Annotated in this window: 18 protein-coding genes and 1 pseudogene; 13 read left to right on the top strand and 6 right to left on the bottom strand. The window is 69.4% G+C overall.

Annotated elements, in window-relative coordinates; translation table 11 throughout:
* Positions 1-120: 120 nt before the first annotated feature.
* The 6 genes and pseudogenes from NWFMUON74_RS26250 (at position 121) to NWFMUON74_RS26225 (ending at position 7,637) form a co-directional block, all read left to right on the top strand.
* Entirely contained in the window at positions 121-1,179 is a 1,059-nt protein-coding gene (locus NWFMUON74_RS26250) for a PhoH family protein (protein ID WP_187689427.1), read from the top strand.
* Positions 1,180-1,394: 215 nt separating this feature from the next.
* Positions 1,395-1,949: an rRNA maturation RNase YbeY gene (gene ybeY / locus NWFMUON74_RS26245; protein ID WP_187684444.1), complete on the top strand. Its 555-nt coding sequence runs from the start codon at positions 1,395-1,397 to the stop codon at positions 1,947-1,949.
* A gap of 34 nt (positions 1,950-1,983) precedes the next feature.
* Positions 1,984-3,306 (top strand): hemolysin family protein, encoded by a 1,323-nt coding sequence (locus tag NWFMUON74_RS26240; protein ID WP_187684443.1) that lies wholly within the window; start codon positions 1,984-1,986, stop codon positions 3,304-3,306.
* A pseudogene (locus NWFMUON74_RS36340) lies at positions 3,299-3,622 on the top strand (cytidine deaminase); the annotation flags it as partial. The gene NWFMUON74_RS26240 and the pseudogene NWFMUON74_RS36340, both read left to right, overlap by 8 nt.
* A 146-nt stretch (positions 3,623-3,768) precedes the next feature.
* Positions 3,769-4,671: a GTPase Era gene (gene era / locus NWFMUON74_RS26230; protein WP_187684441.1), complete on the top strand. Its 903-nt coding sequence runs from the start codon at positions 3,769-3,771 to the stop codon at positions 4,669-4,671.
* Between the two features lie 170 nt (positions 4,672-4,841).
* Positions 4,842-7,637: a type 1 periplasmic-binding domain-containing protein gene (locus NWFMUON74_RS26225; protein WP_187684440.1), complete on the top strand. Its 2,796-nt coding sequence runs from the start codon at positions 4,842-4,844 to the stop codon at positions 7,635-7,637.
* Between the two features lie 19 nt (positions 7,638-7,656).
* On the opposite strand, the gene NWFMUON74_RS26220 is transcribed toward NWFMUON74_RS26225, so the two are convergent.
* Positions 7,657-9,072 carry an amidase gene (locus NWFMUON74_RS26220; RefSeq protein WP_187684439.1) on the bottom strand — a complete coding sequence of 472 codons (1,416 nt, stop codon included), beginning with the start codon at positions 9,070-9,072 and terminating at the stop codon, positions 7,657-7,659.
* A gap of 175 nt (positions 9,073-9,247) precedes the next feature.
* Here NWFMUON74_RS26220 and NWFMUON74_RS26215 point away from each other — a divergent pair, with 175 nt between their 5' ends.
* From NWFMUON74_RS26215 to recO, 3 genes are all read left to right on the top strand, one after another.
* A complete protein-coding gene (locus NWFMUON74_RS26215) occupies positions 9,248-9,661 on the top strand; it encodes a hypothetical protein (protein ID WP_187684438.1) in 414 nt (137 codons plus the stop codon).
* Positions 9,658-9,888 carry a hypothetical protein gene (locus NWFMUON74_RS26210; RefSeq protein ID WP_187684437.1) on the top strand — a complete coding sequence of 77 codons (231 nt, stop codon included), beginning with the start codon at positions 9,658-9,660 and terminating at the stop codon, positions 9,886-9,888. The genes NWFMUON74_RS26215 and NWFMUON74_RS26210 overlap by 4 nt, the downstream gene beginning before the upstream one ends.
* Before the next feature lie 540 nt (positions 9,889-10,428).
* Entirely contained in the window at positions 10,429-11,196 is a 768-nt protein-coding gene (recO, locus tag NWFMUON74_RS26205) for a DNA repair protein RecO (protein WP_187684436.1), read from the top strand.
* Positions 11,197-11,210: 14 nt separating this feature from the next.
* Here recO and NWFMUON74_RS26200 read toward each other — a convergent pair whose 3' ends face one another.
* Positions 11,211-11,684: a hypothetical protein gene (locus tag NWFMUON74_RS26200; RefSeq protein ID WP_187684435.1), complete on the bottom strand. Its 474-nt coding sequence runs from the start codon at positions 11,682-11,684 to the stop codon at positions 11,211-11,213.
* Positions 11,685-11,771: 87 nt separating this feature from the next.
* Positions 11,772-12,257, bottom strand: a complete 486-nt coding sequence (locus tag NWFMUON74_RS26195; protein ID WP_187684434.1) for a MarR family winged helix-turn-helix transcriptional regulator — start codon at positions 12,255-12,257, stop codon at positions 11,772-11,774.
* Positions 12,258-12,369: 112 nt separating this feature from the next.
* Between NWFMUON74_RS26195 and NWFMUON74_RS26190 the strand changes: the two genes are divergently transcribed.
* Complete coding sequence (locus NWFMUON74_RS26190) at positions 12,370-13,596, top strand: erythromycin esterase family protein (RefSeq protein ID WP_187684433.1); 1,227 nt, start codon at positions 12,370-12,372, stop codon at positions 13,594-13,596.
* 7 nt (positions 13,597-13,603) lie between these two features.
* Here the strand turns inward: NWFMUON74_RS26190 and NWFMUON74_RS26185 are convergent, their stop codons facing one another.
* Positions 13,604-14,356 (bottom strand): NYN domain-containing protein, encoded by a 753-nt coding sequence (locus NWFMUON74_RS26185; RefSeq protein ID WP_187684432.1) that lies wholly within the window; start codon positions 14,354-14,356, stop codon positions 13,604-13,606.
* A gap of 82 nt (positions 14,357-14,438) precedes the next feature.
* Positions 14,439-15,059, bottom strand: a complete 621-nt coding sequence (locus tag NWFMUON74_RS26180; protein WP_187684431.1) for a TetR/AcrR family transcriptional regulator — start codon at positions 15,057-15,059, stop codon at positions 14,439-14,441.
* A gap of 91 nt (positions 15,060-15,150) precedes the next feature.
* Here NWFMUON74_RS26180 and NWFMUON74_RS26175 point away from each other — a divergent pair, with 91 nt between their 5' ends.
* Genes NWFMUON74_RS26175 through NWFMUON74_RS26165 form a run of 3 tightly spaced genes read left to right on the top strand, consistent with a single transcriptional unit; the run spans position 15,151 to position 17,063 of the window.
* A complete protein-coding gene (locus NWFMUON74_RS26175) occupies positions 15,151-15,801 on the top strand; it encodes a hypothetical protein (protein WP_187684430.1) in 651 nt (216 codons plus the stop codon).
* A gap of 48 nt (positions 15,802-15,849) precedes the next feature.
* Positions 15,850-16,659, top strand: coding sequence for an isoprenyl transferase (locus NWFMUON74_RS26170; RefSeq protein WP_187684429.1), 810 nt, complete (start codon positions 15,850-15,852; stop codon positions 16,657-16,659).
* Positions 16,656-17,063 carry a hypothetical protein gene (locus NWFMUON74_RS26165; protein ID WP_187684428.1) on the top strand — a complete coding sequence of 136 codons (408 nt, stop codon included), beginning with the start codon at positions 16,656-16,658 and terminating at the stop codon, positions 17,061-17,063. The genes NWFMUON74_RS26170 and NWFMUON74_RS26165 overlap by 4 nt, the downstream gene beginning before the upstream one ends.
* 10 nt (positions 17,064-17,073) lie before the next feature.
* On the opposite strand, the gene NWFMUON74_RS26160 is transcribed toward NWFMUON74_RS26165, so the two are convergent.
* A complete protein-coding gene (locus NWFMUON74_RS26160) occupies positions 17,074-17,688 on the bottom strand; it encodes a TetR/AcrR family transcriptional regulator (protein WP_187684427.1) in 615 nt (204 codons plus the stop codon).
* Positions 17,689-17,765 lie beyond the last annotated feature (77 nt).

The raw sequence follows: 17,765 nt of genomic DNA, 5'->3' as shown, positions 1-17,765 counted from the left end.
TCGGTGGTCCGAGCTAAACTTTCAGCACAACGAATCGACACGCTCGAGAACGAAAGCAGGCCATAGCACCTATTGCGAACCTCAGGCGACATCGGCGACCCGACTACTCCCCAGGCCGGCATCGGTGCCGGCGGCAACGGCTCCAGCCCCGCCGCACGGACCGTACGTTCCAGCATCGAACTCGCTCCTGAATCAGTCTTCGGCTTCCTCGGCTCGGCCGACGAGAATCTTCGGGAACTCGAGCGTCTGCTCGACGCCGATATTCACGTCCGCGGCAATTCGGTCACGCTGACCGGCCGGGCCGCCGACGTCGCACTCGCCGAGCGGGTCATCGAGCAGCTGGTGGCGCTGACCGGACGCAACCGCGTGGTGACACCCGAGGCGGTGCGGCACACGTTCTCCATGCTTACCGAGGGATCCTCCGATTCCCCGGCCGAGGTGCTGAGCCTGGACATTCTGTCCCGTCGCGGCAAGACCATCCGGCCCAAGACGCTGAACCAGAAGCGCTACGTCGACGCCATCGACGAGCACACCGTCGTGTTCGGCATCGGCCCCGCCGGTACCGGCAAGACCTATCTGGCGGTGGCGAAGGCCGTGCAGGCGCTGCAGGGCAAGCAGGTCAGCCGGATCATCCTCACCCGTCCCGCGGTGGAGGCGGGCGAGCGTCTCGGCTTCCTGCCCGGCACGCTGAACGAGAAGATCGACCCGTACCTGCGCCCGCTCTACGACGCGCTGCACGACATGATGGACCCGGAGGCCATCCCGAAGCTGATGACGTCCGGTGTCATCGAGGTGGCGCCGCTGGCCTATATGCGCGGCCGTTCGCTCAACGACTCCTTCATCATCCTGGACGAGGCGCAGAACACCACGCCCGAGCAGATGAAGATGTTCCTCACCCGGCTCGGTTTCGGCTCCAAGATCGTCGTCACCGGCGACATCACCCAGGTCGATCTGCCCGGCGGAACGCGGTCGGGCCTGCGTGTCGTCAGCGACATCCTCACCGACATCGACGATATCCACTTCGCCGAACTCACCTCGAGCGACGTGGTGCGCCACCGCCTGGTCTCGGAGATCGTCGACGCCTACGACCGCTACGAGGCCGAGGACCGCCCCCAGGTCCCGCACTACCCGGGCAACAGGGCCCAGCGCCGCGCTGCCAGCCGATCCACCCGGCGGTAGGCTGTAATTTGGCCTTCGCTTCGCTGCGGCGGGTTTTCGGCGCCCTGTGGCTCGGTTTTCGGGCGCCGCTGCTGGCTCCTTCGTCGCTTCGCAGCGGCACCCGAAAACCGAGCCGCGCCGAAAACCGTGGTGGTCGGGTGAGTTGCTTGTGGTGGGCGGCGGGCTGGTGTGCACCGCTGCCCGGTGGTAACCGCGCCTCCGATTAGGCTGACAGGGTGAGTATCGAGATCGCCAACGAGTCGGGTATGGACGTATCCGAGGAAGAGTTGGTCAGTGTCGCGCGGTTCGTGATCGGGCGGATGGATGTGCATCCGGCGGCCGAGTTGTCCATGGTGCTGGTCGATCTCGACACGATGGCCGACCTGCACATGCGGTGGATGGACCTGCCGGGACCGACCGATGTGATGTCGTTCCCGATGGACGAGCTGGAGCCCGGCGGCCGCCCGGACAGTGGCGAGCCGGGACCGTCGATGCTCGGCGATATCGTGCTGTGCCCGGAATTCGCGGCCGCGCAGGCGACCAAGGCGGGGCACGCGCTCGACCACGAACTGGCGCTGCTCACCGTGCACGGCGTCCTGCATCTGCTCGGCTACGACCATGCCGAGCCGGAGGAGGAGAAGGAGATGTTCGGCCTGCAGAACCGTCTGCTCGCCGAATGGTACGAGAGCCTGCGCGAGGCGCAGCGCCGGGCCGAACTCGCCGAACGCGATCGCCGCCTGCTGGGCAAGACGGGGTTCACCGCACCCGGCGACCCTCTGGACCCGGCATGAGCCGAGCCCCGTCACCACCCGCGAAGGGCCGCGCGTGAATTCGCTGACCCTGCTGCTGCTGGCGATTCTGCTCGTCCCCGTCGGTGGCGTGTTCGCGGCCATCGACGCGGCCCTGGCCACCATCTCGCCCGCCCGCGTGGACGATCTGGTGCGCGCCGACCGCGGCGGCGCCCGTCGCCTGGCCCGCATCGTGGTGGACCGCCCTCGCTACGTGAACCTGATGGTGCTGCTGCGCCTGGTCTGTGAGATCACCGCCACCGTGCTGCTGGCGGCCGCGCTGGCCGACTGGCTGAGCACCGGATGGGCGCTGCTGGTCACCGCAGTGGTGATGGTGCTGGTCGACTATGTGGTCATCGGTGTCGGTCCGCGCACGCTGGGCCGCCAGCACGCGTATTCGATCTCGCTCGGCGCGGCGCTGCCGCTGCAGACGATCGGGTCGCTGCTGGGCCCGGTGAGCCGCCTGCTGATCCTGATCGGTAATGCGATCACCCCCGGTAAAGGTTTTCGCAACGGCCCCTTCGCTTCCGAGGTCGAGCTGCGCGAGGTCGTGGACATGGCCCAGCAGAGCGGCGTGGTGGATTCCGACGAGCGCCGGATGATCCAGTCGGTCTTCGAACTCGGCGACACCCCGGCGCGCGCGGTGATGGTGCCGCGTACCGAGATGGTGTGGATCGAGGCGGACAAGACCGCCTCGCAGGCGATGTCGCTGGCGGTACGGTCCGGGCACTCCCGCATCCCGGTGGTCGGCGAGAACGTCGACGACATTCTGGGCGTCGTGTATCTGAAAGACTTGGTGCCCTACGCCGATCGGGGCAGGAAGGTCCGGGTCAGCGAGGTGATGCGGCCGCCGGTCTTCGTGCCCGACTCCAAGCCGCTGGACGCGCTGCTGGATGAGATGCAGCGCCGCCGCATCCACATGGCGCTGCTGGTCGACGAGTACGGCGGCATCGCCGGACTGGTGACCATCGAGGACGTGCTCGAGGAGATCGTGGGCGAGATCGCCGACGAGTACGACACCGACGAGATCGCCCCCGTCGAGGACCTCGGCCACGGCAAGTACCGGGTGTCGGCGCGGCTGTCGGTGGACGACCTCGGCGAGCTGTTCGACATGGAGATCGAGGAAGAGGACGTCGACACCGTGGGCGGCCTGCTGGCGCACGCCCTGGGCCGCGTGCCGCTGCCGGGTTCGAAGATCGTGGTACACGGGTTGCAGCTGCGCGGCGAGGGCGGCGCCGATGCGCGCGGCCGGGTGCGGGTGCACACCGTGGTGGTCAAGCGCGCACCGGCGAAGGTGGACGCGAAAAGCAAGGGGGACAACGGTTTTGCCGGGAACGAGGATGGAGAAGGCGATGACTGACACCGCGGGGCTGGACGCCGAGGACAACAAGCTGCTGGTGCTGGCCCGCGGCGCGATGGGCCGCAGCGGCGGCGGCAGCGGCGCGGCGGTGCGCGACACCGACGGCCGCACCTACGCCGCGGGCACCGTGGAGTTGCGGGCCCTGTCGCTGACCGCGTTGCAGGCGGCCGTGGCGGCCGCGATCTCCAGTGGCGCAGAGGGTTTCGAGGCGGCGGTGGTGGTCGGCGGGCAACGCCAGGACCCGGGCGCCGCCGCGGTGCACGAGGTGTCGCGGCAGGCGCGGATCGTCCTCACCGACCGTAAGGGCGAGGTGGTCGCGACGTTCACCGGCACGGCGGCGGGGAGCGCGGCGAAGGAGAATCCGTACGGGGTGGAAAACCCCATCGGCGGTGAGGTGACCGCACCGCGCCGGGGCAACCTGCCCGAGGATTTCGATCCCGACGCCGAGTCCGGGGTGTTCGAATGACCGGCGAATTCCGTTCCGGCTTCGTCTGTTTCGTCGGCCGCCCGAACACCGGCAAGTCGACGCTCACCAATGCCATGGTGGGCCGGAAGATCGCCATCACCTCCTCGCGCCCGCAGACCACCCGGCACACCATCCGCGGCATCGTGCACCGTGAGCACGCCCAGCTCATCCTCGTCGACACGCCCGGCCTGCACCGGCCGCGCACGCTGCTGGGCCAGCGGCTCAACGATCTGGTGCGCGACACGTACTCCGAGGTCGACCTCATCGCCCTGTGCATCCCCGCCGACGAGAAGATCGGGCCCGGCGACCGCTGGATCGTCCAGCAGATCACCCAGATGGCGCCGAAGACCACCCTGCTCGGCGTGGTCACCAAGATCGACAAGGTGAGCCGGGACCAGGTCGCCCAGCAACTGGTCGCCGTGTCGCAACTGCTCGGCCCGGAGGCGGAGGTGGTCCCGGTCTCGGCGGTGCGGGGCGAGCAGGTCGAGGTGCTGGTCGATGTCATCGCCTCGAAAATGCCGGAGGGCCCGGCGTTCTACCCCGACGGCGAGCTGACCGACGAGCCCGAGGAAACCCTGATGGCCGAGCTGATCCGCGAGGCCGCGCTGGAGGGCGTGCGCGACGAGCTGCCGCATTCGCTGGCGGTCGTCATCGAGGAGGTGCTGCCGCGCGAGGAACACGAGGACATGCTCGACGTCCACGCGCTGCTGTACGTGGAACGCCCGAGCCAGAAGGCGATCGTGATCGGCAAGGGCGGCTCGCGCCTGAAGGAAGTCGGCACCGCCGCCCGCAAGCAGATCGAGCACATCCTCGGCACCCGCATCTATCTGCACCTGCACGTCAAGGTCGCCAAGGATTGGCAGCGCGATCCGAAACAGCTGGGCAAACTGGGCTTCTGAACCGGGCTCGGCGTCGTTCGCGGGACGCGAAGCCCGGCACGATCCGGGATTACCTGGCACACTCGGGTTTTCAGCCGTACCGCAGCGATGAGCAGCACGGTGCGGGCGAACACGTCGTACCGGGTGGGTGACCGCCGTGCCCGCCACGCGCTGCACAATGGGGACTGAGGGTGCCGGAGATCGTCGTCGAGTATTTGGCGCTGCTGCGCGCGCTGTTCGTGCCGGACGAGAAGCCGCGGGTGTGGCCGCATGTCTGGCGGACCGTGTTGCGGCACCGGCGGCGGCCGCTGCCACCGCCGATCGTATGCCTGGTCGGCGCGAACGCCGCCGACAGCACACTGCTGGAGCGGACGTCGGCGTGGTTGGTGCGGGGCAACGGGCGGGCGGCCCCGCGGGTCCTGGTGACCGCCGATCCGCCGAGGAGGGGTGCGGCGACCGCTGACCTCACCGCGCTGGTCGGACTGCTCGACCGGTTGCGGATCGGGCTGGCCATGGACAACTCCGGCGCCGGGCCGATCACCTTCCCGCGCTACCGCATCGCGGCCTGGCTGGTCGGCCGGGAATTCGCCGCCGATGTCGATGTCACGGCGGAACTCGAGGATCGCGTGCCCGAGTTGCTGCGCGTGGCCCGGGGCCGCCCGCAGGGCGCCGTGCACGACGCGGCCGACGCCGCCGCGGACAAGACCCCGTGGCCGGTGCAGGTGCTGGTGCGGCTGTGGCCGGCGCTGCAGCTGTGGCTGTTCGTCAGCGGGCGGGCGCCGGGGTTGTCGCGGGAGGCGCGCTGGTTCATGGGTCAGCGGTACCTCAGCCCCGAATTGTCGGTCAGTTTCCTGGGTTTCGCGGGCCGCCTGGTCCAGCCCAACCGGCGGCACGAGGACCCCGAGCAGGTTGCCAAGCTGCTCGTGCACGCGTTTCTGGAGGATCTGCGGTGCGCGTATCGCCGCCGCCTGCTGCGGCCGTCGAGCTGGCGGCGCACGGCCTACCCGGTGGTGCTGCTGCAGTCGGCGGAACCGGGCAGCGTCGCGGGCGAATTCCTGCGCGCGATCAACGACATTCGCAACGACACCGGGATGTTCGATCCGCTGGCAGTCGTCGCCACGATGACCGTTGCCCCGGACGATCGGCCCGTCGGCGAGATCGAGCAGTTTTTCGCCGAACCGCCCGGCCGCACCGGAGCGCCGCGCGGACCGCTGGCGCAATGGCGGGACGCCATCGGCGCGCTGCGGCGGCGGCATGCCGACGGTGCGTGGTACCTGGCGCTGGCGCTGCCCGGCGCACTGGCACGCGCGGACGCGCCGTTGCCCGCCGGACCCGGGTCTCTGCCGCCCCTGCCGCCGTTCTGGACGCGGCGCCGGCAGGTCGTCGCCATGGTGGCCGTGGTCGTCCTGCTGGTGGCCGCTGTTCCGGTGGCCCGGTCGCTGCTGCCGCCGCAGGCACCATGTGAATCCCACGCGGGCACCGTGATTCGCGCGGGGGAGTGCGTCGGCTACAGCGCCGACGACCGGCTGACCTTCGGCTCCGATCCGGTGCTGACCGATATGCAGCGAGAGGTGTTCCGCCAGAACGAGATCGCCGAACAGCGGCATGTGGCGAGCCCGCGGCGGCCGCTGGTGTCGCTGATCTATTTCGCCGGGTTGACCTACTCCGCGAACAGCAGCGAGTATTACCCCCGGGCGCAGGCGGAAGAGCTTGCGGGACTCGCCATGCGGCAACGTCAGCTGAACCGGGCGCCGCAAGCCTCGGCGCCGCTGCTGCGGGTGGTCGTGGCCAACGGCGGGCTGAACATGCGGGCCGCGCCCTGGGTCGTCGACAACCTGTTGCGCCCGCTGGTGCGCGCGGATCCCCGGGTGCTGGCCGCGGTCGGGATGGATCGCAGCAGCGAAGACACCGAGCAGGTCATCGGCCGCTTCGGGGAGATGGGTGTGCCGGTCGTCCCTACCACGCTGTCCGGCGACGGTCTCGCAGATGCGTCACCGCTGTACCTGCAGCCGGTGCCGGACAACGTGCAGCAGGCCCGGCTGGTCTCCGATTATGTTGTGGGCGCGCGGTTTCCGGACGGAAGTGCCCGTGCCGGGCAGCGCCGCTACGACAGGGTGGTCATCTACTATCCGGACGAGCCCGCCGATCTGTACGTGCGGTCGCTCGTCGCGGCCTTGCGAAAAGAGCTGGGCTCCAGGCCCATTCGCGTCGAGTCGCATCCGTGGGCCCATCAGAGTGAGCTGAGCGGGATGGATCCGTTGTGCTCCGACGGTGTGGCCGAGTCGAGCACAGTGCATTTCTTCGCCGGGCGCAACTACGATTTCGTGCCGTTCCTCGAGTCCGCGGTGCGGGGCTGCGGTGGCGCCGACCTGCCGACCGTCCTCGGCGACGACGCGGTAACCCGGGTGATCGCCGATCCGCACGGCCTCGAGGCCGTCCCGATCGGGCTGTCGGTGCGCTACGTGACCAAGGGCGCCCCGGCCGTGCTGGGCGGTCGTGATTGCGTCGCGGGCGCGGGGCGAGTCGGCAGGCCGCAGGCCAGCCCGGCGTATTCGGAGTTCTGCGCCCTCCTTGCCGAACTGAGCCAGGACAGCGAGAGGTATCGACCGGCGTGGCCCGCCGACCGGACCGGTTTGGCGTACGAGGTGGCCGGAATGATTCTCGACGCGGCGCGGCGCAATGCGGGCCGACTCGAGCGGGTCGGTGCGGCCGAAACCGTCCCGAACCGTGCCGCCGTCGCCATGGAGATGCGCGATGAGCCCTATGTCGGCTTGACCGGGACGTTGCGTTTCGACCAGGACCGCGTCGCGCACGATGCCACGCTGGGAATTCTCCGCACGGACAATATTCGCGATTCGGGACAGCAACAGCGCTGTGTGCTCCTGTACGGCTCCGCGATCGACCTGGAATCGGGCGATCCGCGGTCGAATCGCTGCCCGGACGCCTCCCGGGTCGACGACGAGGCATGGAGCGCGCCGGCGCTCTGATACCGGTGGTCCGAGCGGGCTACCGCGCCCACCAGGGCTCGGGGCGGTGCCGCTCCCAACGCAGTTCCGATTCCAGTTGGGCGGCAACGGAAACCAGCAGTGGCTCGGACTCGGCCGGACCCATCAGCTGGGCGCCGACCGGAAGTCCGGCATCGGTGAAGCCCGCCGGGACGTTGATGCTGGGCCACCCCAGGACGTTCCACGGCCAGGTGTAGGGGCAGGCTGCGGTGATGAGCGCGTCGGTGGCGGAGACGCCGAGGCCGTCCATGGCGTCGACCGGCGGCGGCGGGGTGGCGGTGGTGGGCGCGAGCACCAGGTCGTAGTCGTCGAAGAAGCGGCCGATGCGCTTGTGCAGCAACGGTTCGGCCGCCCGCGCCGCGAACAGGGCGGGGCCGCCCAGCAGCAGGCCCAGGGCCGCGTTGCACCTGGTGCGCGAATCCACCTGAGCGCCGGGCAGTTTCGCGAGTTCGGTCCGGATGCCCGCCATCGAGCGCGGTAGGAAGGTGGCGCCCAGCAGCAGGCCGTAGTGCAGGTCGGCGACGATCACTTCGTGTCCGAGGCGGCGCAGGGCGCCCGCGGTCGCGTGCACCCGGGCGGCGACCTCGCGGTCCAGCGCCGTCCGCGTGGCGGTGAACGGGATGCGCAGCGACAGGGCTATTTTGCGGCGGCCCGGGTCGCGCCCGACCGAGTCGGAGACGCGCACGGGGGCCGGGGTGTGCTTGTCGCCCGGGTGCGGCCCGGCGGCCACGTCGAGCAGCAGGGCCGCGTCGGCGACCGTGCGCGCCAGCGGGCCGTGCACGGTGAGCCCGTTGAAAGCCTCGGCCAGCGGCCACGTCGAGATGCGTCCGCGCTGCGGCTTGATGCCGACCAGATTCGTCCACGACGACGGGATCCGCACCGACCCGGCGCCGTCGGAACCCAGTGCGGCCGGGACGAGTCCGGCGGCGACGGCGGCGGCGGAGCCGCCCGAGGAACCGCCGGGCGTGTGCCCGGCGTGCCACGGGTTGCGGGTGTAACCGAACGCCCGGGCATCGGTGAACGGCCACTGGCCGATCTCGCAGGTGTTGGTCTTGCCGACGATCACCGCACCGGCCGCGCGCAGCCGCCGCACCGATTCGGCGTCCTCGGTCTTGGGTGGGAAGTCGCCGCCGCAGCCGAAAGCGGTTGGCTCCCCGGCGATATCGGTGTCATCCTTGATCGCGATCGGGACGCCGAGCAGCGGCAGGCGATCCCCGGCCGCGAGCCGCCGGTCGGCGTCGGCCGCCTCGGCGAGGGCGCGCTCGCGGCGTACCACCCGGAAGGCGTTGAGCTGGGGCTGCGACTCCTCGATCCGGTCGAGGGCGGCGGTGGTGGCGGCCACCGCGGAGGTGGTGCCGGTGCCGATCGCGGCGGCCAGTTCGGCCAGGCCGAGGTCACGGGCGGGCGCCGAGGTCATGGTGGTCTCCCTCTCCTGGTGTCGTTCGAAACCTAGCGCGCATCTGGTCGTGCGTCCAGCTTGGTACGCGTTGCGGAGACGTGTTCGAATTGTGATGTCGGGTTTCGGCATTTGCGCAGGTCGCTCGACCAGCTCCATCGGCGCGAACGGCGCGATCCCCCTACGATGGCACTCCGTGAAGTGGATGTCCCGAGCGTTCGGCTCGAAAGAGCTACCGCTGCAACTGCGTTCGGATCTCGAATCGGAAGGGATCGTGGTCTTCGGCCCGGTCGGAGGGTCGGTGGCACACCGCAGTTATCGGACCACGCTGCACTACGCCTCCTCCAACTGGGAGAACATCGCCGCCGGCACCATCGCCATGAGCCGCCGCCGCCTGATCGTCTGGGGCAACGGCACGGCCCTGGTGGACGTGCCACTCGGTCACCCGGCGGTCACGATGGAACACCAGGGCCCCGAACGCATGCTCCTCGAGGCCGACGACTTCGCCGTAAACCGCTCCCGCACCGGCTGGACCACCCTCATGCTGCGCACGATCCACGCCCCCCGCATCATCCAGGTGTATGCGGAGGGGGTGGGGGTCCAGCCGTGACGGTAGGCGAGCCCGTGCGTCTGTATCCGGACTACGTGGTCAGCAGCCAAGGCCCAGGCCTGGATTCATCTCGACCCACTCTTGCCACGAAGCTGTTTCACGAGGCCGGACCGTGGCTGGTCGAACAGCGCATGGCGAAGGATCTGCTCGGCCGGATCGTCAGCCGTCGACGCATGCTGACACCGGAGACGCGACAGCTCTCGGACATGCTCGAATTGGAATACTGACCACAGCGGTTTGCTTGAACGTGGCACTCTTTCGGCCGTGTCCGTGAAAGTGCCATTGTCGCTATCCGCAGGTTCGCAAGGCAACTCGGGTATGCCCTGTATTGGCCGAGCTCATCGGTGCTCCCGCTGGTCGACCAGGTACGTGCCGCCGATGTCGATGCCGTGATCACGCCATCGCCCAGCCACCTGGACGTGGTCCAGCTGCACGCGCTGATGTGCATCACAGACGTCGAAACCGTCTGGCCGCGAATGAGTTTCGCTCGCTGGACGGCATTCTCATGTCAGCTGGGGCAGTCATGAGTACCGGGGCGGCCGTTCACGGTGCCGCAGGCGCTCGCCGCGATGCAGCAGCATCGGGATTGTCGCCGGGAGGATTGCCCGCGCAAGGGCGCGGCCTGTCGGCCTCTTGTGGAGGCGTGGCGCATCAAGCCGGACTCCGGCCGTGCCTACTGATCCGCCAGGACTCGGTGCCGGGTCTTCGGCGATTCCCGTGACGGTGTGGTGTCCCGCGTCGTCGGCGGGGCGTGGGAGGATGGGGCCGTGCGTTTGTATCGGGACCATGCGGTGGTGTTGCGCCAGCACAAGCTGGGGGAGGCCGATCGTATCGTCACGTTGCTGACGCGGCAGCACGGGCTGGTGCGGGCGGTGGCCAAGGGGGTGCGGCGGACGCGGTCGAAGTTCGGGGCTCGGCTGGAGCCGTTCGCCTATGTCGACATTCAGCTGTATCCGGGGCGCAACCTCGATACCGTCACCCAGGTGCACACGGTGGAGGCGTTCGCGTCGGAGATCGTCGCCGACTACGGGCGCTACACCACCGCGTGCGCGGTGCTCGAGACCGCCGAGCGGCTGGCCGGTGAGGAGCGCGCTCCGGCGCCGCGGCTGCACACCCTGACCGCCGGCGCCCTGCGCGCCCTCGCCTCCCACCAGCGCCCGCACGAGCTGATCCTGGACGCATTCCTGTTGCGCGCCATGGGTTTCGCGGGCTGGGCCCCGGCGTTGGACGAATGCGCCCGGTGTGCCACGCCGGGCCCGCACCGGGCCTTCCACGTGGCGGCCGGGGGAGCGGTGTGCGTGCACTGCCGCCCGCCGGGCTCGGCGACTCCGGCCGTCGGTGTGCTGGATCTGATGCACGCCCTGTATCGCGGCGAATGGTCCGGCATCGATGCCGTGCCCGAACCGGTCCGCCGCCAGGCCAGCGGCCTCACCGCCGCTCACCTGCAATGGCATCTGGAACGCCAGCTACGCACCCTGCCGCTCATCGAGCGCTCTCGTCCGCACGGGGTGGCGGAGGAGAGCCGCGTCGGCTGAGTCGACCTTCCCGCCTAATTCGGCGTGGGCTCGCTCGGTTCGGTGTGGGCCGATCGGGCACTGAGCCCGAGCGTGATCGCGGCCAGCAGGTAGCACGGCGACATGAACAGCAGCGTGGTCGACCCGCCGGTACCTTCGAGAGCCGACATGCCGAGGTATCCGTCCGCCAGGCCGAGCGCGGCCAGAATCCCTGCGGCCCAGAGCGTTCCGGTCCGCGCGTAGCTGCTCGGCAGGACGAGGGCGATCGCGGGCACCAGCACCGCGAGTCCGGATTCGCTCAGATACTCGAGCCATTGCTCCGGCAGCGGCGGCGACGACAGGTAGGTCACCGCCATCACCGTCGCCGTGTCGTCGTGCACGGGCTCGGCCGCGCCGTTCCACAGGTCCGGAATGCGGGTGTCGAGCAGCTGCGGGAGTGCGACCAGGACGAGTGTCGCCACCCGCCAGAAGGTGACGGTGGGCCGCCACAGGCCGAACCGTGTCATCACGCCTCCACTCCTTGGTTCTCGGCGGCCGACGCTACCCGGACAACGCCCGTCCGGAGAAGTGCTGCGGCAGGAATGTCCTCACCTTGATTACCGCTCAGGATCCGGAGTTGGCTCTGTGACGGCCTTTTCGTAGGCGAGCAGGGTATCGATCACCGTCTGTCGCTGGCCGGGGGTGAGCGGGTCGAGTGCGGTGCGCCAGGCGTCGGCGCCGCGGGCGAGCCAGTCGCGGATGGCCGGCAGTCTCGCCTCGGCGATGCTGACGATCTTGCGGCGGCGGTCGGCGTCGTCCTCGGTGCGTTCGAGCACGCCCGCCCGGGACAGGTCGCTGACCATGAGACTGACCGTGGTCGGTGCGACCGCCAGGCGTGCGGCGAGTTCGTTCACCGTCATCGGCCCGTCGAACAGCAGGTACGACAGCATCGACAGGTGGCGCGGCGCCAGCGAGCGTAGTTCCGCGGGCGGCTGGGTGCGCTTGGCCCGGCCGACCAGCCGGGGCATCAGCAACAGCATCGCCCGGATCGCGTCGTCGGTGTCCGGTCCCGCGTCACCCGCCGCGGAGTTCGCTGTTGACATCCACCTCACCTCCATTTACCTTTGCGGTCAAAGGTAAATATCTTTGACTGCAAAGATACCTGTTTCGCTCGTGCCCACGGCACGGTCATCGGCTCAACTGTAGGAGGGCGTCATGGCGCATCGAGAATTCGACACCGACGAGGTCACGAATTGGATCCGCGCGGCGGCGCGGCCGTTCGACGGCTCGTCGCCCGATGCGCCGCTGCCCGACACGCTGATCGACCGGATCGGCGACGCGGTCGTCGTCGGCCTCGGCACGGCCACCCGCGCCGCACACGAGGTCGCCGTGCTGGCGCATCGGGTGCTGCGAGAGCTGGTGGAGCGGAAGGGCTTCCGTGCACTGGCCCTGCTGGACGACGAGACGGTCGTCGCCGCGCTGGATGCCTACGTCAGGGGTGGAATCGGAGATCCGGCGGCACTGCTGCGCGATGCCTGGGTACCGTGGCGCACCACCGAAACCCTCGCGGTCCTGGAATGGGCGCGCGCGTTCAATCGCGCTCACCCGGACGATCCGCTGCGACTGTTCGGCCTGACGCCCGAGGCCGCCAAGCTGTCGCACTACGCGCTGGTTTCGGACTTCGTCGCGCACGTGGCGCCGGAGCGCCTCGGCGAACTGCGCGCGCACTACGACCCGATCATCACCGCGCACCGGCTGGGGGAGCACATCCAGCGGGCCGACGGCACGCACCCCGGACGCCCTTTCGCCGACCACGCCCGCGATGCGCTGACCCTGGTCGAGTCGCTGCCGAACTCCGCCACCGTGCTCGACGCGGCGCGGCTGATCCTGCGGTACCACGAGTCGAGTCTCGCCGCCGGTGGGCGCGACCTCGCCGCGGAGGCGGTGGCCGCGGCGGACCGCATCACCGCCTGGCACGACGCGACGGGCCAGCGAATCGTGTATTGGGAGGGGATGTCGAATACCGTTGTCGCCGGGCGGCTCACGCTGTCGGCGCTGGCGCAGGAATTTCCGACCACCGGCTACCTGCTGCGCAAGCGCTTCGGAGCCGCCTACCTCTCGGCCGGAATCACCTTCCACGACGGCCGCCTGCGTGCGGATCTCGCCGTGCCCGCCCCGGCACCCGAGTTCGCCGACACCGTCCTCGATATCCCCGGGCACGACGGCTATCTGCTCGATCTGCATGCACCGCAGCCGGATTCGGTGCGGCAGTGGCTGCATCGCCCCACGCGGCTGCGCCTGATCGTCGGAACCTATCGCCCCGAGCGCGATACCGACCACCACATCTCCGGCGCGGGGCTCGGCGACTGGTTCGATCTGTTGTTCCGCGTGCGTAGTGTCACGCCCACCCATCCGCTCGATCCGCCGCCCCTGACCCGGTAGACCTCGATCAGGTCGACGGCCGGTACCGGATATCCCGGACGTAGGTGATCTCCGGCTTGCCCTCGCCGGGGCTGCGGCCCTCGATGTCGAACAATGTTGTGGCAGCGAACAAGTCGCCGAGCTTGCGGTACCCGTAGGTACGCGGATCGAAGTCGGGACGCTGCTTGTTGATTATCGAGCCGACACCCGACAGCATCGCCCAGCCCGAATCGTCCGAGGCCGCGTCGACGGCATTGCGCAGCAGATTCATCAACTTGGCATCACCCTTCAGCTGATTGGCGCCCGTCCGATGCGGTTTGGCCGGGGCCTCTTCGGCTGTGTCGGTGAGGTTTTCGGTGTAGATGAACTTGTCGCAGGCGGCGACGAACGGCTGCGGCGTCTTGCGCTGGCCGAAACCGTAGACGGTGAGCCCGGATTCGCGGATGCGGCTGGCGAGCCGGGTGAAATCGCTGTCACTGGAGACGATCACGAAGCCGTCGAGCTTGCCCGTGTAGAGCAGATCCATGGCGTCGATGATCATCGCCGAGTCGGTGGCGTTCTTGCCGGTGGTGTATCCGAACTGCTGGATCGGCTGAATCGACTGTTCCAGCAGCCGGTCCTTCCAGCCCTTCAGATTGGTGCTCGTCCAGTCGCCGTAGGCCCGCTTCACATGGGCGGTGCCGTATTTGGCGACCTCGGCCAGCAGGCCGTCCGCGATCGCCGGCTGGGCGTTGTCCGCATCGATCAGCACCGCTAGCCTGGTCGTGCTCTCGCTGGTCACGGCGATACCCTTCGTCGTTCGGCGGCGGTCGGCACCACCGTATCGCGAGGCCGCCGCGCGGGGCGGTTGCGCGCGGGGTGGGTCAGCGGAGCAGTTCGCGGGCGAGCGTGTCGGCCCACCAGTGCTCGATCCGGCCGGGGGACCAGCCGCGTTCGCCGGTCAGAGTGTTGTAGACGTCGATATTGCACAGCGCCGCGAAGATGTCGACGGCCGCCGGAATGTCGAGGCCCGCGCGCAGCGTCGCCGCGGGCCACGCGGAGAACACTTCCACCCGGGTGTCGTCGGCCAGCCGCCGCGCCTGCCGATACACCTGCGCCAGCTCGGGCTCGGTGCGGCCCGCCTCGCGGATCAGCCCGATGAGATCGCCGGATCGCTCGAACAACCGCCGGTCGTAACCGGCCATCGCGGCGAGCTGCGCGCGGGGGTCCGCCGAGCCCTCGAGACCGGCGAGCATCCGCGACATATCGGCCGACAGGTCAGCCGCCTCGACGAGCGCCCAGACCAAGCCGGGCTTGTTGGTGTAGGCGGCATAAACGGTCGGCACCGAGACTCCGGCCTCGCGCGCCACGTCACGCACCGTGGTCGCCGCCCAGCCCTGGCTCACGAACAGCCGCCGCGCGGCCTCGGCGATGTCGGCGCGGGTCCGGTGCGCTTGTTCCTGGCGACGCAGCGAGTCGTAGCGCCGTCGTTCCGGCGGGGTCATTGCCCTCCTGTTCGGGTGTGTCTATATTCAATATAGTTAGCGTAAAACCAATATCGGGCGGGTTGCCTGGCCTGGTGAAAGGGGTGCCCGCATGAGTTTCGCCGATCTGGCGGCCCTGGGCGGTCTCGGGTTCGTACTCGCGGGGGTCGTCATCAACATCATCTATGCGCGCGGGCGGCTGCCGATGCCGATGGCGGGCCAGGGTCTCGACGCGGTCGTGGACTCCTTCGCGACCGTCGGGAACGCCTTGAAACTGCCGTCGGTGCTGGTGCCGACGCTGTGGCTGGGCACGACGGTCTTCGCCGCCGGGCTGGTCGACCGGCTGTGGCAGGGCGGGTCGGCGGCCCGGGCCTGGGCGCTGGTGGGGTTCGCCGGGGTGCTCATGCAGAACGTCGCCTTCGCGTGCGTGGAAGCGCTGCGGTTCGGCATGGCCGCGGCCGCGCGGCACGACCGTGGTTCCACCGTGGCGCTGTGGGGACTGAGCAATGTGCTGTTCGGCTACAACCAGATGTTCCTCGCGATCGCGCTGTTGGGCTTCTCCGCCGCCGGGACCACCGCGGGTTTCATCCCGGACTGGCATGCCTGGCTCGGTTACTCGAGCGCCGCACTACTGTTCGTCGCGGCGTCGGCCAGCCCGTACAACGTGGAGGGCGTCAACCGGATCGCGCTCGCGGGCCTGGTCGGCTGGCTCGGGTGGATCGGCTGGATCGTCGTCTACAGCGTGACCTTGCTGCGGGGATGACCGCCGAGGCGGGGAGCAGCGGACCGGCCCACGGCCGCGTGATGCAGGATGGAACCCGTGATCGGTAACCGCACCCCAACCGCCGCGTCGCCCACCCGCACGATTCGCCCGCCCGCACCGCACCCCTCGGGCGCGACGCCGCCGAACCTGCCGCTGGAATTCGTGCCCCGGCATGTGGCGCTGGTGATGGACGGCAACGGGCGCTGGGCGCAGGAGCAGGGGCTGCCGCGCACCGCCGGGCACGAGCGCGGCGAAGCGGTGCTGATGGACACCGTCGAGGGGTGCATCGAGATCGGCGTGAAATGGCTTTCGGCCTATGCCTTTTCGACCGAGAACTGGCGTCGCAGCCCCGACGAGGTCCGCTTCCTGATGGGCTTCAATCGCGACGTGATCCGCCGCCGCCGCGACGAGATGCACGAGATGGGTGTGCGGGTGCGCTGGGCCGGACGCCGACCGCGATTGTGGCGCAGCGTGATCAAGGAGCTCGAGGTCGCGGAGGAACTCACCAGGGACAACACGGTGATGACTCTCACCATGTGCGTCAACTACGGGGGGCGCGCCGAGATCGCCGACGCCGCAAGGGAGATCGGCCGCCGCGTGGCCGCCGGTGAACTCGACCCGGAGAAGATCAACGAGTCCACGTTCGCGCAGTACCTCGACGAACCGGACATGCCCGATGTGGACCTGTTCCTGCGTCCCTCGGGCGAGCTGCGCAGCTCGAACTTCCTGATCTGGCAGTCGGCGTACGCGGAGTTCGTGTACCAGCACACGCTGTTCCCGGACTTCGACCGCCGCAACCTGTGGGAAGCCTGCGTGGAGTACGCCAAGCGGGACCGGCGTTTCGGCGGCGTGAAGTGACCAGCGAGACCGCCGCCGCACAGGAACTGCAGGCCCGGGCGGGCGCCTGCCTGGCCGGATACGACATCGACGTCCGCGTCGAGGACGGCGGGATCGGCTTCGAATACGACGGAGCGCTGTGCTCGCTGCGCGGGGTGAACCTGGCGCCCGGGCTGGACGTGCTGACCCTCACCTGCCTGCTGGCCTGGGACCGCCCGCTGAAGGCGCAGCTGCACAAGCGCGTCGCCGACCGCAACGGCGCGCTGCAATTCGGCTCGCTCACGGTGAAGGTGCGCGACAAGCTCGCCGACGTGATGCTGCGCTACACCTTCCCGGCCGCCGGGCTCGGTGACGAGGCGCTGTCGACCATGCTGCTGCTCGTGCTGGCCGGGGCGGGGGAGGCCCGGAAAGGGTTGGTGCCCTGAGGGTTCCGCGCTAGCTCGCGGCCGGGGCGTGCCGGTAGCCGGGCAACAGCGTGTCGATGCCGCGGCTCATATCGTCCGGTGTGACATCGCCGAGCACCAGATGCTGGAGGATGAATCCGGGCATGAGCCCCAGCAGAACCTTGGCCACGGCGTCGGTGTCGGCATCGGGTGGTAGCCAGCCGATCGCGCGCATCCGCTCGGCATAGTCCTGCCAGCGGTCGCGCAGCGCACCCATCGCCGTGCGGACGTAGTGCGCGGCCGTCTCGTCGGTGAGGGCCAGCGCCCAGGCCTGCGGGGCCAGGCGAACGCGGCCGGTGCGCTCGCCGAGGTGGACGATCTCCGCGGTCAGCGCGCCGATCAGACCGCCGGGTGTGGGCAGCGGATCGCGATTGATGATGTCGTCCAGGATGCCGCGCAGCAGCTGCGTCGCGTCGGCGGCCAGGGCGGCGATCAGGTCGTCCTTGCTCTTGAAGTATCGGTATACCGCGCCCGCGGACAGCCCCGACTCGGTGAACACGTCCTGCATCGAGGTGGAGTGGAAGCCCTTGTTCGCGAAACAGGTCTGGGCCGCGTCGAGGATCTGCTGGCGACGGCGTTCGAGGTGTTCCTCGCTGACACGGGGCATGTCCCCAAAATAAAACGAATATCCGTTCTTGACAAGCTCGGTCGCCGGTGCGACGGTGGGTGCACAAAAAGAACGAT

It is taken from the genome of Nocardia wallacei (assembly GCF_014466955.1).
Lineage (GTDB): Bacteria > Actinomycetota > Actinomycetes > Mycobacteriales > Mycobacteriaceae > Nocardia > Nocardia wallacei.
The sequence above is the reverse complement of the archived record's forward strand: the minus strand, read 5'-3'. Positions and strand labels throughout refer to the sequence as shown.

What these genes read in the sequence shown, in the direction of transcription:
- NWFMUON74_RS26220 (WP_187684439.1), bottom strand. Translation starts at nt 9,072, where the DNA reads ATGACCTCGGCGCCCGCCCGTGACCTCGGCCTGGCCGAACTGGCCGCC.
- NWFMUON74_RS26190 (WP_187684433.1), top strand. Translation starts at nt 12,370, where the DNA reads ATGGCGCATCGAGAATTCGACACCGACGAGGTCACGAATTGGATCCGC.
- NWFMUON74_RS26180 (WP_187684431.1), bottom strand. Translation starts at nt 15,059, where the DNA reads ATGACCCCGCCGGAACGACGGCGCTACGACTCGCTGCGTCGCCAGGAA.
- NWFMUON74_RS26175 (WP_187684430.1), top strand. Translation starts at nt 15,151, where the DNA reads ATGAGTTTCGCCGATCTGGCGGCCCTGGGCGGTCTCGGGTTCGTACTC.
- era (WP_187684441.1), top strand. Translation starts at nt 3,769, where the DNA reads ATGACCGGCGAATTCCGTTCCGGCTTCGTCTGTTTCGTCGGCCGCCCG.
- NWFMUON74_RS26170 (WP_187684429.1), top strand. Translation starts at nt 15,850, where the DNA reads ATGGAACCCGTGATCGGTAACCGCACCCCAACCGCCGCGTCGCCCACC.
- NWFMUON74_RS26160 (WP_187684427.1), bottom strand. Translation starts at nt 17,688, where the DNA reads ATGCCCCGTGTCAGCGAGGAACACCTCGAACGCCGTCGCCAGCAGATC.
- NWFMUON74_RS26195 (WP_187684434.1), bottom strand. Translation starts at nt 12,257, where the DNA reads ATGTCAACAGCGAACTCCGCGGCGGGTGACGCGGGACCGGACACCGAC.